General features: G+C 61.4%; 9 protein-coding genes. 6 read left to right on the top strand and 3 right to left on the bottom strand.

Annotated elements, in window-relative coordinates:
• Nucleotides 1-25: 25 nt before the first annotated feature.
• Nucleotides 26-430 carry an RNA polymerase sigma factor gene (locus tag ACW4QM_RS05115; RefSeq protein WP_161128458.1) on the bottom strand — a complete coding sequence of 135 codons (405 nt, stop codon included), beginning with the start codon at nt 428-430 and terminating at the stop codon, nt 26-28.
• 490 nt (nt 431-920) lie between these two features.
• Between ACW4QM_RS05115 and ACW4QM_RS05110 the strand changes: the two genes are divergently transcribed.
• The 3 genes from ACW4QM_RS05110 (at nt 921) to ACW4QM_RS05100 (ending at nt 4,537) form a co-directional block, all read left to right on the top strand.
• A complete protein-coding gene (locus ACW4QM_RS05110; protein WP_302148456.1) occupies nt 921-1,967 on the top strand; it encodes a CFI-box-CTERM domain-containing protein in 1,047 nt (348 codons plus the stop codon).
• Complete coding sequence (locus tag ACW4QM_RS05105; protein WP_161128470.1) at nt 1,957-3,237, top strand: radical SAM/SPASM domain-containing protein; 1,281 nt, start codon at nt 1,957-1,959, stop codon at nt 3,235-3,237. The genes ACW4QM_RS05110 and ACW4QM_RS05105 overlap by 11 nt, the downstream gene beginning before the upstream one ends.
• Nucleotides 3,238-3,406: 169 nt before the next feature.
• Nucleotides 3,407-4,537, top strand: coding sequence for a hypothetical protein (locus tag ACW4QM_RS05100; protein WP_455798245.1), 1,131 nt, complete (start codon nt 3,407-3,409; stop codon nt 4,535-4,537).
• A gap of 212 nt (nt 4,538-4,749) precedes the next feature.
• On the opposite strand, the gene nth is transcribed toward ACW4QM_RS05100, so the two are convergent.
• Nucleotides 4,750-5,412: an endonuclease III gene (gene nth / locus ACW4QM_RS05095; RefSeq protein ID WP_161128340.1), complete on the bottom strand. Its 663-nt coding sequence runs from the start codon at nt 5,410-5,412 to the stop codon at nt 4,750-4,752.
• 252 nt (nt 5,413-5,664) lie between these two features.
• Between nth and mfd the strand changes: the two genes are divergently transcribed.
• The 3 genes from mfd (at nt 5,665) to ACW4QM_RS05080 (ending at nt 11,427) form a co-directional block, all read left to right on the top strand.
• Nucleotides 5,665-9,540, top strand: coding sequence for a transcription-repair coupling factor (gene mfd, locus ACW4QM_RS05090; protein WP_161128341.1), 3,876 nt, complete (start codon nt 5,665-5,667; stop codon nt 9,538-9,540).
• A gap of 159 nt (nt 9,541-9,699) precedes the next feature.
• Nucleotides 9,700-10,719, top strand: a complete 1,020-nt coding sequence (locus ACW4QM_RS05085) for an EamA family transporter (RefSeq protein ID WP_302148455.1) — start codon at nt 9,700-9,702, stop codon at nt 10,717-10,719.
• A gap of 261 nt (nt 10,720-10,980) precedes the next feature.
• Nucleotides 10,981-11,427 carry a hypothetical protein gene (locus tag ACW4QM_RS05080; RefSeq protein WP_161128343.1) on the top strand — a complete coding sequence of 149 codons (447 nt, stop codon included), beginning with the start codon at nt 10,981-10,983 and terminating at the stop codon, nt 11,425-11,427.
• 88 nt (nt 11,428-11,515) lie between these two features.
• On the opposite strand, the gene ACW4QM_RS05075 is transcribed toward ACW4QM_RS05080, so the two are convergent.
• Nucleotides 11,516-13,813 (bottom strand): hypothetical protein, encoded by a 2,298-nt coding sequence (locus ACW4QM_RS05075; RefSeq protein WP_161128344.1) that lies wholly within the window; start codon nt 13,811-13,813, stop codon nt 11,516-11,518.
• Nucleotides 13,814-13,952: the final 139 nt, after the last annotated feature.

Here is a 13,952-nt window from a genome sequence, read left to right as displayed (position 1 = left end):
GGATCGCGAGAAGGGCCCTCCGTGCTCAGGCGGGGTTGGCGGCCTGCATGAGGGGCGCGTCGGTCTCGGCGGGAGCCCTCGGACGGCAGCCCCGCTCGGATATTCGTCGCGGGCCGTCCGGCTCTTCATTCGCTGCGACGCCGCGAGGGTCGCAGCCCAAGGCGCGCGCGATGCGCTTGCGGCCGCGGGAGAGCCGCTGGCGCACGTTCTCGGCGGTCGTGTCCAAAAGCTCGGCGATCTCGGCGGTGCTGTAGCCCTCCCCGTAGTACAGGGTGATGGCCAGCGCGCAGCCCTCGCCGGCGGCGGCGACAAGGACGCGGAAGGAGGCTTTGGCGTCGCTTGCGGCTGCAGCTCGGGTGGTCTCGTCGCTGCTCCCCGCCTGGCGCAGCGAGGCGTCCAGCCGCTCTTCGTCCACGGCCTCTAAAGGCATCAAGTTGATCTTCGTCTTGATGGGAGACTATTTAATGGCGATAACGGTATCGATGCACAAGTTCTTTCTCTGGAAGAGCCAACCCTGATTGCTCTAGAGAAGGATCAGATGGGAACTGTCTCCTTAGATAGAAGCTCCTTAGAGTCACATGCTCGAAAAGCTTTAGGCTGTGCGGCTGCGAAATATGGAGCCTATGTTTCTCCTGAGTTCATGCTGGGCTTGTGCTGCGATTACCCTCTTCTCTGGGACATGAGACAGGAGGGAGTTCGCAATGCGCTTCGCCTGCTTCACGACTTCGTCGACCGTGAAAAGGAAGCGTCTTTGGTTGGGTGTTCGGGATGTGAAGCGCAAATACTATGTGAGATGTGCGCAGCAAAAGCAGAGCCCATTAAATCGAACGACAAGACTATGTATCAGGTTCCTTTGGGTTATTGCGACGAAGTACGCACACGTTACCTTTCATTGATTGGATGAGAAAGCGAGGGTTTGAATGGCAACAAATTACGAGCGTGCCAAAGAGCTGGTTGGAGAATCGCAGGATCATTGGTTGCTGGCGCCTTTTATAGAAGAAGATCGGGTAGCCGCATTCGAGAAGGCGCGTCAAGCTGTTGCTCTTATAGAAAAGGACGCTTCTGCTGACGGTTCCTTAAGTTCTGAGGAGGGTCTTGTTTATGTTGCTGCGCTCGCTTTCAGCAATGAGGACGGGTATTTGCCAGAACTCGTCAAGGACAGATTGAAGCCATGTGTGAGCGGAGTCTACGGGATCATTTCTGAGGCAACTTTAGATGACGAAGGAAAAGACGAATGGGCAATGAGCCTTTTGGGCGTCGTTGAAACTACCCTCGGTCGGTACGTTGATCGGTTTTCGCATGCTGAGCCTGAGTATACGAAAGCAGAGCATCGCATTTCGCCGACAAGCTATTTCAATGGTCTCATCGCCCTTATGAACTTGCTGCAGGAGTTGGTGGCGCTTTGTGGCTCTGCGAGGGGTGCTGGTTCGGAAGACATTGTCCTGGCGGCTCGAAAAGATCTCGTCAAAGCTTGCAGCCTTATGCTTGAAGGAGATGGTACCACTTACACGCTTGCCCCTAATTATCCGGCTTCTTCGAAAGAAAAAATGATGGGACAGAAGGCGTTTAAGGCCGATGATGCTACGATTGAGAAAATCAAGACAGTAAAGCAGCGTGCTCAGAACGCAATTGCGAAAGTCGAGCCCAGTTATTGTAGTGAGCAGGAAAAAGGGGGCTGCTATGTAGCCACTTGCGTCTATGGCTCCTATGACTGTCCAGAGGTGTGGGTTCTTCGGCGTTTCAGGGATCAATACCTCGAAAAGAGTGTGATAGGTCACTCCTTGGTGAGGATTTACTATGCCGTCAGTCCATCTGTCGTGAAAAGGTTCGGCACTTGCGCCTTGTTTAGAAATCCTGTTCGGCAGACGCTCGACGTTTTCGTGCGTTCACTGAGAAACAAAGGCTATGCCGCTACTCCGTATTCTGATGCTGCTCAAAATTCCAAGAGGAGTCGTCATGGCAAATAAAATATTGAAGCCTTCACGATACAATTATGCTGGTCATTTGACCAATGGAACTGTGCTCGCAGTCAATTTCCTGACATCGGCCGTTTTGAACATGTCTCGTGATGATTACAATCGCCTTAATGCGATGTCAGTAACGAAGGAAGAGGAAGAAGTACTTAGCGCGAATGGTTTTTATGTTGCGGAAGACGAAGACGAGCTGGCTAAAGTCGTAGCGTTACGCAATGCGAATAACTTTTCCTCAAGTCAAGTTAGCTTTCAGATTCTTCCAACAACGTTGTGCAATGCACGCTGCTTCTACTGCTACGAAGAAGGTTTCAATCCTTGCGCATTTGATGAAAAGCATGAGAACGAGCTCGTTGCTTTTATCGAGCGGACTATGCAAGCAGCCCAAAAGCTTCACATTACTTGGTTCGGAGGCGAGCCTCTTTTGCGGCCCGACTTCATCGAACGTGTATCGATGAGGTTAATGGAAAGCGCGGATTCGAGGGGAATTACTTTTGAAGGAGACGTTATCACCAACGGATCGTTGGTGACAGACGAAGTTGCCAAGTTGCTGAAACGCTGCCGAGTTGGGAACGCTCAAATAACTCTTGATGGCACAAACGAAGAATATCAGAGGAGAAAAAACTACCTAGATTCCTCTATTACCCTTGACGATGTTTTAGGAAGTATAGAGAGGCTGCTAGACAATGAGATAGCCGTATCCGTCAGACTCAATATGGATAAAAGAAACCACGAGGATTTGCTGAGCCTTATTCCTTTACTAGGTGCTCGATTCGCTCAGAATGACTTCTTTTCCGCCCATGTGGCTCCTCTGTATAGTCTTTCTGCCGACAATTCCTGTTATGAGTCAGAAGAGCTGGCTGAAGCTTACAAGCCGATCTTGCGTGCGATGATTGATGCTGGCCTTATTAGGTCGTTGAATGGACTGCCGCTAAATTTCAATAATGCGAGTTGTTGCGCGCAAGGAATTAACAACTTTTGTATTTCGCCAGAAGGTTTCATCTCGAAGTGCGACCACTTGATCGGCGATCCTGGAGACCGAATCGGCAGCTTAAGCGAAGGCGTTGCTTTCAATGGATCAGCTGCTTTTTGGGCGCAAACGTCCATACCTGATCAATGTCGTGAATGCGTCTTTCTGCCAACTTGTCAAACTGGCTGCTACGCCGGTGAAAAGATGGGCTTCGGGTATGGTCGCTGTCCGTATATCAAGTTCATTTACGAGGCAGTATTTGATGCTGCTTCGTATTTGATAGAAAGAAACATGTAGAGAAAGGAATACTGATGGTAGTTTTAAGGAAAGCATTTTCGCTTACCGAGAATGGAGCCTGCGATTTTATCGGGCTTTCGTCTCTCCAGAGCGGAGGGGTCTATGCGTCATGCTCGACCATCTGTTCCCCTTATGAGGTGCCAGGCGGCGGTACCCCCTGTGGGACGAAGTGCATGATGTACTGCGTGGGTCGATAGAGCAATGGACGTTGGAAGCCTGCCATTCGGCAGGCTTCCTTGATATAGAGACGAGTGACGGCATGGCTGATTTTATGGAAGTTGTCAACTTGAGGGACGAAGCTCGAAACCTTAAAGGATTGAGCGACTGTGACAAGCTCTTTCAATATGCTCAGGAACTTTGGGAGGAGTCGAAGAGCGATGGCGAGCGTTATGCTGCTATTACAGGACTTGAAGCTGCAATGTTCCATGGGGATGCACCGCAGAGCGAAGCTGCCTCAATTATCGAGGAAGCTTATCGCGAAGGAAAGGGGGTTGATGGATCCCCTCTTGAAGCAATCGCATGGCATGCCGTAGCGGAAAGAGATATGTATACATTAAGAAAATACATTACAGTTCTCTATGAGGAAAGAAGAATTCGAGAGTTGGTTCAGTGGCTTGACTTGACGTCCTCGCTTGGCTCAACAAGGGCGATGGCTGCGTTGCCGGGAGTCGCCAATTTGTATGCTGAGATGATGTTCGAGATGGGGGATGAAAAAGAGGCGGTGTTCGTGGCAGAGAGGGGAATGCGCTGCATTGAGAAACTCTTTGCAATCGAGAAGGAAGAGACAGCACTAAAGGGTACGAGTTCTGCTCTTGGAGAATCGACTAGGGAGCAGTTTGAGAAGTTGCGCGAAGAGTTACGCTTAATTCAGGGAAATTCATACAGGGATCTTTATCTGCACGAGAGATCCAAAGATGCAGCTACGGCGAATTTGTTTTGCTTCGAGGCCTATAGATGTTACGAGGCGGTAAATGGCTTTAAATCCGAGATGCTGACTGCTTACTTAGACATTGCCACTAAAGAGGACGAAAAGATAGACAGAGCAATTAAGTTTCTAGAGAAGCGCTTGCGAGGACAAACCAAGCGATATTTTGAAGAGCTTCAAGCGTGCAATTCGTCCAACTGCCTCCGTTGGGGAAGTTATCTGGCGGCCTACTATGCTTTTTCTTTTGTCGAAAGCGAGCCAGCTTATGCCTACGAACTGTTTTCTGTAGCAGCTGATAATGGAATAGAATTCGCGCAAGAGCAATTGGGCAATTTTAAGAAGAACTTCTTTGGGAAAGTTGTTTATTCAGGGTGAAAAGCGAGAGCCATGGTAATCGCGCTTGCTGGTAGTTGCTCTTCTCCATTTCAGTTTTTCCCAGCTAAGGTTTATGTTTATAGTTGTCCAAACCCTGTAGGATCGACTTCGGTAGCTCTTCAAGCAACGGCCATGTTTGTGGCGAGGGGCGACCAAGGTCGCCCCCTACGGGGGTGAGACGGCGATTATCCGCTATGGAAGGGGGAAGGGTCCTACCCCCAAAGCCCTCGGGTGGGGCACAGATCGCCGACGATGCAGTCGGCGCAGCGGGGGTTGCGGGCGCGGCAGAACTCGCGGCCGAAATGCACCCACTGGTGGTTGATGAACAGCCACTGCTCGCGCGGGTACACCTTCAGAAGGATGTCCTCCACCTTCTGCGGCGTGTCAGCTGAGGGCCCGGCCAGCTTCAGCCGGTGGGCGATGCGGAAGACGTGGGTGTCCACGGCGATGCCCTGGGGATCCTTGAAGGCTTCGCACATGACGCAGTTGGCGGTCTTGCGGCCCACGCCGGGCAGCTTCTGCAGCTCATCTACGTCGGCGGGCACCTCGCCGCCGAAATCCGCCGTCACCATTTGTGCGAGTGCCACGAGGTTCTTCGCCTTGCTTCGGAAGAACCCCAGCGAGTGGATGATCTCCGCCACTTCGTCCGATGAGGCGGCCGCCATGGCCGCTGGGGTAGGGAAGGCCGCGAACAGGCGCGGCGTCACCTTGTTCACGGCGGCGTCGGTGCACTGGGCCGACAGCACCACGGCCACGGTGAGCTCGAAGGGCGTGCGATAGTCGAGCGACGCCTTCCCAGGGCCGTAGTGCTCGAACATGCGCTCCTCGATGGCCGCCGCCCGCTCCCGCTTGCTCGCCAGGGATTCCCGTGCCATGCTGCCTCCTTACCTTTTGCGCCGGCCTGCGTCGGCGCTGTGTCGTTTTCGCTATTGTCGCACAGCGCGGGCTCCTTCTCGAGGAATAGTTAGGGGAATCGCGGCGGGACGGTTTACTTCTTTGCTACTATTGGCCCCCCGTTCGCGTCGCTGCGCGCCCCAGTGCGCTACACTGTGCGAGGCGCTCATCCCGGGCGCCGACCGCCCGCTCGGGCGGCTTTTGCCGTTTGCCCTACTGGAAAAGAGACCGCTGTGCTCATCGATTCGCTCGCCTTCACGCTGGAGAAATCCGGCTGTCTGGATACGTTCTGGGGAAAGCTCGATGCCGACGAGGACGCCACCTTGGGTGTGGCCGCCTCGGCGCGGCCCTTCCTCGTGGCGGCCCGCTTCGCCCATGCGCCCCAGCCCACGCTCGTCGTCGTGGCCGGCGAGGACGCCGCCGTCGCCTTCGCCCGCAACGTGGCCGCCTATGTGGGGGAGGAGCGCGTGCTGCGCTTCCCGGAGCGCGACGATTACCCCTTCGACCCGAAGCCGGCCGATCGTCGCGTCATCGCCCAGCGCATGGAGGCCGCCTGGGCGCTCAAGAGCGGCCGCGAAGTCGTGGTGGTGGCGAGCGCCCGGGCGCTGCTGCGCCTGTTGCCGCCGGTAGAGGCGAATGCTGCGCGGCCGATCGCGCTTACGGCCGGCGAGGAGCTCGAGGATATGGGCGTCGAGGGCGTCGAGGAGCTGGGCGACCTGCCCCGCGCCCTGGAGGCCGCCGGCTACGCCAACACCGGCGAGCTGGACGGCCCGGGCACCTTCGCCGTGCGCGGCGGCACCGTGGATGTGTTCCCCGGCAACCTGTCCTTTCCGGTGCGGCTCGACTTCTTCGGCGACGAGCTGGACGAGATTCGCCGCATCGTGCCCGCCACGGGGCAGACCATCTCTTCGCTGCCCTCCGTGGAGATTTACCCCGTCTCTGAGTTCCCCACCTCCCCCCGGGCGCTGGCCGACGCGCGGCGCGCCCTGGAAAAGCCGGCGCTCACCAACCCGGCTCTGCGCGATGTGCTGGAGAAGCTGGAAGGGGGGCTTCGCTTCGACGGCGCCGATGTGGTGCTGCCGTTTCTGTACAAGAAGCCGGTGACGCTGGGCGCCTACGCCGGAGCGGGCACGTGTGCGGCCCTCATCGAGCCGCGTTCGCTCTTCGATGATGCGGCCCACGCCGCAGATGACATCGCCGAGCGCGCCCGGGGTACCAACATCGCGCTCGCGGGCCTGTTCGCCGAGCCGGCGGCGTTGGACTTCGGGGGCGAGGTGCGGGCCACTTATGTCTCCATCATGCGGGTCGGCGGCGCGCTGGACGACGAGCTGCCGGTGAAGCGCGTCGATGTGGCCGGGATGCCCGACAAAATATTCGGCAAGCTGAAGAGCCTCGCCGCCGACCGCTACACCATCGTCTTCTCGGCTCCGAACTTGCGCGCCCGCGAGACCATGCGCCACGCCTTCGTCGATCACGGTATTCCCATCCAGATTGTGCAACCGGAAAATTTGGACGATGGCGAGTCGCAACCCGAAAGCACAGAGGCCGACACCCCGGCCCAGGCCAAACGCCGCCTGCGGCGGGGGGTCGTCAACATCGTGGACAACGACATCCCGCTCGGCATGATCATCCCGAAGGCGCATCTCGCGCTGGTGTCGGCCGCCGACACCCAGGGTTCGCGCGCCGCCAGCCGCCGCGTGCGCTCCCGCGTGGATGCCACCGAGGTCACCTTTCCGTTCAAGCCCGGCGACTACGTGGTGCACGCGGCCCACGGCATCGCTTTTTTCCGCGATCTGGTGCGCCGCGAGGTGGACGGCACCGAGCGCGACTACCTGCAGCTGGAATACGCCGAGGGCGACAAGCTGTTCGTCCCCGTGGAGCAGCTCGACCGCGTGACCCGTTACGTGGGGCCGGAAGGCGGCAGCCCCCGTCTTACCCGCCTGAACACGAGCGACTGGGCTCGGGCCATGAACCGCGCCCGCAAGGCCACCAAGAAGCTCGCCTTCGACCTCGTGGACGTGTACGCCCGCCGCGCCGCCACCCAGGGCTTCCGCTTCTCGCCGGACACCCCCTGGCAGCGCGAGATGGAGGAGGCCTTCCCCTACACCGAGACCCGCGACCAGCTCGCCGCCATCGCCGATGTGAAGCACGACATGGAATCGCCGCGACCGATGGACCGTCTCATCTGCGGAGACGTCGGCTTCGGCAAGACCGAGGTGGCCCTGCGCGCCGCCTTCAAGGCCACTCAGGACGGCAAGCAGGTGATGGTGCTCTGTCCGACCACCATTCTGGCCCAGCAGCACTACACCTCCTTCAAAGACCGCTTCGACCCCTTCGACGTCACCGTGGAAGTGCTCTCGCGCTTCCGCACGCCCGAGCAGCAGAAAGCAGCGCTGGAGGGCTTCGCCAAAGGCGACGTGCAGGTGCTCGTGGGCACGCACCGGCTGCTCTCGCGCGATGTGAACCCGCACGATCTGGGACTGGTCATCATCGACGAGGAGCAGCGCTTTGGCGTGCAGCACAAAGAGCAGCTGAAGAACTTGCGCGAGTCCATCGACGTGCTGACGTTGTCGGCCACCCCCATCCCGCGCACCATGCAGATGTCGCTGTCGGGGGTGCGCGATATGTCGCTCATCCTAACGCCGCCCGACGAGCGGCGCCCCGTAGAGGTGCACGTGGGGGAGTGGGATCCCGACGTCGTATCGGCCGCCATCCGCTACGAGTTGGCGCGGGGCGGCCAGGTGTACTACGTGTCCAACCGCGTGCGTTCCATCGACGAGGCCGTGGACCGCGTGCATGCCGCCGCCGGGGAGGCGCGGGTCGGCGTGGCCCACGGGCAGATGACCAAGGAGGAGCTGGAGCAGGTGATGGAGGAGTTCGCCGCCGGCGAGCTGGACGTGCTCGTGGCCACCACCATCATCGAGAGCGGCATCGACAACCCCCACACCAACACGCTCATCATCGAGGACGCCCAGCGTCTGGGCCTCGCCCAGATGTACCAGCTGAAGGGCCGCGTGGGCCGCTCGTCCACCCAGGCCTACGCCTACTTCATGTTCCCCGAGAACGTGCCTTTGACCGAGGAGGCCGCCGCGCGCCTCACCGCCATCAACGAGCACCAGGATCTGGGCAGCGGCATGCGCATCGCCATGCGCGATCTGGAGATCCGCGGCGCCGGTTCTATGCTGGGCGCCGAGCAGTCCGGCAATATGTCAGCCGTGGGCTTCGACCTGTTCGCCCAGATGCTCAACCAGGCCGTGAACGAGACCCGCGAGGGCGTGGGCGCCTCAGGCGAGCTGCCGCCGGCGCTTTCCGACATCACCGTGAACATCCCCGGTCACGCCTACCTGCCCGAGGAGTACATTCCCGACGCCGACGCCCGGGTGCTGTGGTACCGCAAGCTGGCTTCGGCCTCCACGGTGGAGGAGGTGGCCGCCCTCCGCGAGGATATGCTCGCGGAGGCCCCCGAGATGCCCGAGGCGGCGGCCAACCTCTTCGAGCGCGCATGGCTGAAGGCCTTCGCCAACGAGCACGGGGTCAAGCTCATCTCCGTGGCGGCGGGCAAGCTCATCGTGGAGCCCATCGACATCCCCGCTGCTGCCATGAAGCCCCTGCGCCGCGCGGCCGGCCGCTACCAGACGGACAAGCGCAAACTGACGCTGCCTTTGCGCTACTTCTCGGAGGAGGAACGCGACAACCTGCTTCCGGCTATCGTGCACTTCCTGGAGAAACTCTTCGGCGAGACCGACGCCGAAGAGGGGGCTCCTTTCGCGGAGATGGAGGGCGGCGCTTCCGGCTCTGCCTCCGATCCTGCCTCTTCTGTCCCCCGGGGTATCGCAACAGATCCCGCTGCGGGCGTTTCCAAAAATGCTCGGACAGGCTCTGCTAAGGCTGTTTCGCAAAATGCCCCGACCGATTCCCGCAGGGGCGGACCGAGGTCCGCCCTGGGCCAGGACCCGGCCAAGGGCTCAGCGTCAGCCGCTCCCGCTCCCACTCGCCCCACGGGGCGCAGCGAACGGCGCGCCAACAACCTCGCCAAGGGCGATGCCGCCCGCGAGCGTTTGGCCGCCAAGCGCGCCGCCCGTGCCGCCAAGCGCGAAGAGGGGCGATAGCCGCGCCGCCCGCGCCGCCAAGTGCCGAGGGCGGCAGTAGGGAGGTCGCTTTGCCCGCAGCGGTCGAAGGTGCGTCCTCTCTGGCTCCTTGTGCATGGGATGGTGTATGCTGCCTCTGCGGCAACGGATTTCGATGGATTGCACGGAGGTGAGACGGCGGTGAACGCTTCTAAGGTCTTCTGGCGAGGGGTGGTATGTGCCCTGGCGGGTGCGACGCTGTGGGGATTCTCAGGAGCCTGTATCCAGTTTCTCGCGGAGAGTTACGAGGTAAGCTCCGCCTTCATCTCCGCCGTACGTGCCGGCGTGGCGGCCCTGCTGTTCGCCGTCTTCGTATTCGTTACGCGTCGCGAGGCTCTGCTCTCGCTGCTGGGGAGCCCCGCCGCCCGTCCGACGCTCGTTCTGTTCGGCGTGGGGCTGTACCTCTCGCAGATCACCTATGCGGTGTCGGTGGCCCTCACCAACGCCGGCACGGCCACGGTGCTCCAGGCCACCTGCACGGTGTTCGTCATGCTTATCACCTGCGCCCGAGCGCGCCGTCTGCCGCGCGTCGCCGACTTTGTCGGGCTGATGTGCGCGATGGCCGCCGCGACGCTCATCGCCACCCAGGGAGACTGGGGCGTCATCGTGCTGCCGGTGGCGGGCTTGGCTTGGGGCATTGCCAACGCCTTGTCCGAGACGCTCTACATCATGGCGCCCCAACGGCTCTACGGCCGATGGGATCGCCCCACCATCATCGCCTGCGGGATGGTCATTAGCGGTATTGTCGCCGTTCTCGTGTGGCTCATCGGAGAGATGATCGTTTCGCTGCTCGCCGCCCCTTCTGTCGCCCTCGGCGCTGCGGGCTCGATTCTCGCCGACCTTTTCGGCACCGCCGGCAGTTTCGTTCCCGACATGGACGCTACAGGCTGGCTCGCTCTTGTCGGTGGCGTGGGCGTTCTTGGTACCTTTGCTGCTTTCGGGCTGTTCCTCTACGGCGTGTCGCTCGTGGGCTCGGTGAAGGGGAGCCTTCTGGGCGTGGCTGAGCCGGCCGGTGCCATGGTCATCGCTGCCTTGTGGCTGCACACTCCGTTCTCTGCCTGGGATTGGATCGGCCTTGTCCTCATGGCCGCCATGATCGCCCTCGTCTCCCTCTCCGGGCAGAATTCCGAAGGCAAAAGGAAGCGCTCAGGCGCCCGCTAAAAGTACCGCCATGGTGCCCCTTGTTTTTTAGATGGATCGAAGTAGGGCGGGGATCGTAGCAGCGTCAAACCGCAGTTATGTCGCGGCAGTGTCTCGTTTTCGCTGTGGACAACTCTATGAGCAGGCACTTTGTAAATAGGCACACATGAAATGACCACAACTGGAAGGCTTGCAACATAACTGATGAGTGGCAGTTTGCGTTGTGCCGAAGCGGTGGAGTCATAATGGGTAGAGCGAGGAAGCGTGATAAAGGAGTGTCTAATGGAAAAATTGCCGCCGGTTGAGAAAGTGTACGAGGCGTGGACGGCGCTGGTCGACGATCGCTACGATTTGAGTCCGGAAGCGCTTATCGTGCGATCGTCGGACGGGTCGAAGGAGTACCGGGTGACCTGGGACGACGAGGGACGCTACCGCTCCAACGACAACGCGACGTTCTGGCAGGGGTATGCGGGATACCCTGTCATCATGGCGCTCATGCTGCAAGGACGCGTGCCCTTCAATGGGGAGGTGGCCGCTTGGTTCAAGGGCATTCCGTGGAAGGCGCTCAACGATGCCCACAAGCGCGACTACGCTGCCGCGCTGGCCGAGGCCTTCGAGCGCGCGGGCCTCGACATGCCTCGGCAGTTGCAAGCCGAGGAAGCCGCCGCTGAGGTAATGGAGGCCCTGCGGGAGTTGCCCGTTTCCGTGAGGAGGCCGACAAGGAGGTAGTGGTCAGGGCGACGGCCTCGATGTGCGCTCTCAGGTAAAGAGGAGCCACGGCGATTGCGGCTTACGGTGCGGGCGATGCCGAGCTACGCTACTTGGCCCGGGCACGCTTCATGCGGGCGCGGGCGAGGGCCGCGGCGCCGCCCGAGACGACGGCCAGAGCTCCCACGGCGAGCAGCGCATCGGTGGCCGCGTCTCCAGTCTGTGGAACGCCGCGGTAGGCGATCGAGCTGCTGCGGTAAGTATGCGTGCCAGACGCCGCGCTGGATGTGCTGGGTTTGGCTGTCGCCTTAGAGGCGTCATCCTTGTCCGCGCCCTTCGTCCCGTTGCCGTCGGTCTGGTCGTCGGCTGCGGTGCTGCCATCTGTCTTGTCCCCGGCATTCGCGTTGGCGTCTCCGCTCGGCTGCCCGTCGTTTGCCGTTCCCGTCTGTCCGTCGCTCGGGTTGCCCTCGCCGCCCTCGTTGCCCGATGGCGTGCTCGGGGCGTTCAGCTCCTCCACGGTGGCGCCAGGGGCAGCGGCCGCTGCTGTTCGGGCTGCGCCGGCGTCACCATAGTAAACGGTCTTGCCTCCATCGTGAACGACGGCCTGGGCGTTGTGCTTGGCCGTTGAGGCGGGCACGACGGAAAAGGGGGCCGTCGCGTGAGCGTCGGCGGGGACGAACTCGGCGTAGGAATCGGCCACATAGGGCGCTACGTCCTGGTTGTAACTGCCGCCCTTAAGCGCGAGTGACCCCGTGCCGCTCACGGTGGCCAAAGGCTCGGGCTTGCCGTCGGCTCCCTCGGCGGTCGCCACGTCGCCCTGTCCGGTTACCGTCAGGGCTCCATCCCGAAGGGACAGGCCGCCGTCCGTGGCGAAGAAGAGGTTGAAGCCGGCCAGATCCAGCGTGAGCTCGCGGCCGTCGGAAACGGAGAGGGTCGGCTGTTCGCTCACGCTGCTGACGAGCTTGATGGTGCTGTGATCGGGGGCCGTTGCGAAGGCGCCCGCGAGCGTGGCGTAGCGCGTCGCTCCGGCCTGGGCCACCCAGGCGCTCCCGTTGTCGCGCACGGTGAAATCGCTCGGCGTGTTGTTGTAGGCGTAGGGGCCCTTCAAGGGAGCCGTGATGGCATTGAGCGGGGTGGCGCTCACGTTGTTCTCCACGAGGATGCCCTCGGGCACCGTGGAGGGCAGCGACGAGATGTCGGCGTTCTGCAGGTTGCCCACGATGCCCCCGGCGAAGCTCGAGCTGGTGATGGACGCGGCCGTATTGGTGTTTCCGCTTACGGTGCCCGCGTTGTAGAACGTGCCGACGATGCCGCCGGCGCAGCTGCCGCCTTGCACGGAGGCGCTGTTGGCGCAGCCGGTCACCGTGATGGGCGCGCTGGCGGCGTAGGCGGGCGCGGCGCCGTCGTAGCGGGCCCATCCCACGATGCCCCCGATGCCGTAGGCACTGGCGTTACTCGTGGAAACCGCCCCGGAATTGGTGCAGCCGCTCACGGCGCCGTAGTTCTTCTGCTCGCCGACGATGCCGCCGACAGAGTAGCTCGTGCCGGCAATGGCGCCGCTGTTCTCGCAATTCGACACGAAGGTCGCGCTGAGGCCGGCGATGCCGCCGATGCAGTCGGTGCCGGAAATGCTCCCGCTGTTGCGGCATCCGGTGATGGCCATGCGGCCGGTGTGGGTGGTGTAGTAGGCGGCGCCCACGATGCCGCCGGCGTTGCCCACGCCGCCCGCGGCGGTGACCGAGGCGCTGTTCTCGCAGTTCTCGATGGTGCCGGATAGCGTCATGCGCCCCGCGATGCCGCCCACGCCCGCCTTGCCGGAAACGGATCCGGAGACGCTTACGCCGGATACAGTGGAATCGTTCGCCAACATGCCGCAGAGGATGCCCGCCAGCTCGCTTTGAGGCACGGCGATCTTCGTGTCGGCCACGGTGAGGTTCTTCGCAGTGGCCCCGTCCAGAATGCCGAAGAGCCCGATGGCGTAGTCGGCGCCCTGGGTCGAAGTGATCTTCAGGCCGCTCACGGTGTGGCCCGCGCCGTCGAAGGTGCCAGCGAAAGGTGTGCTGCCCTCGGCGATGCCGCTGCTCTTGCGCGTGCCGGCGCCGATGGGCGTCCACTCGGCGCCCTCGAGATCCACGTCGGCGCCGAGGGCCACGTATTTGCCGTCATAGTCGTCGCCTGCGTTCACAGCATCGCGGAAGGCCGCTAGCTGACTTGCATTCTCGATGAGGTAGGGGTCGGCCTCGGTGCCCGCGCCCGAGGCGAAGACAGCGCTGTCCACGGCCCAGGCCGGGGACGCCCAGCAGAGAGCGGCGAGAAGGGCGAACGCGGCAACGGCCCAGCGGAGGGACACCGACGAGTGCGGAAAGAAGCGGGCGGTGAAGGCGTGTACGGAACGGTGCGGGGCCATGGTGGTTTCCTCTCTTACGGCGTCGTGCGAGCGTGCGGAACGGGGCATGGCGGGCGCGCCCTTCGAGGATGGCCGTGCGAAGCCCCTGCAGCGACGCTTCCAGTCTAGGCGCGCCGTTGCCCTCTCTTCGGGTTGCCGT

The organism is Adlercreutzia sp. CNCM I-6207, assembly GCF_977072305.1.
This window is presented reverse-complemented; position numbering and strand designations above follow the sequence as displayed.

Bases quoted from the DNA above. Each gene is read 5' to 3' on its own strand.
- ACW4QM_RS05115 (WP_161128458.1), bottom strand. From the start codon at position 430: ATGCCTTTAGAGGCCGTGGACGAAGAGCGGCTGGACGCCTCGCTGCGC.
- ACW4QM_RS05110 (WP_302148456.1), top strand. From the start codon at position 921: ATGGCAACAAATTACGAGCGTGCCAAAGAGCTGGTTGGAGAATCGCAG.
- ACW4QM_RS05105 (WP_161128470.1), top strand. From the start codon at position 1,957: ATGGCAAATAAAATATTGAAGCCTTCACGATACAATTATGCTGGTCAT.
- nth (WP_161128340.1), bottom strand. From the start codon at position 5,412: ATGGCACGGGAATCCCTGGCGAGCAAGCGGGAGCGGGCGGCGGCCATC.
- ACW4QM_RS05080 (WP_161128343.1), top strand. From the start codon at position 10,981: ATGGAAAAATTGCCGCCGGTTGAGAAAGTGTACGAGGCGTGGACGGCG.
- ACW4QM_RS05075 (WP_161128344.1), bottom strand. From the start codon at position 13,813: ATGGCCCCGCACCGTTCCGTACACGCCTTCACCGCCCGCTTCTTTCCG.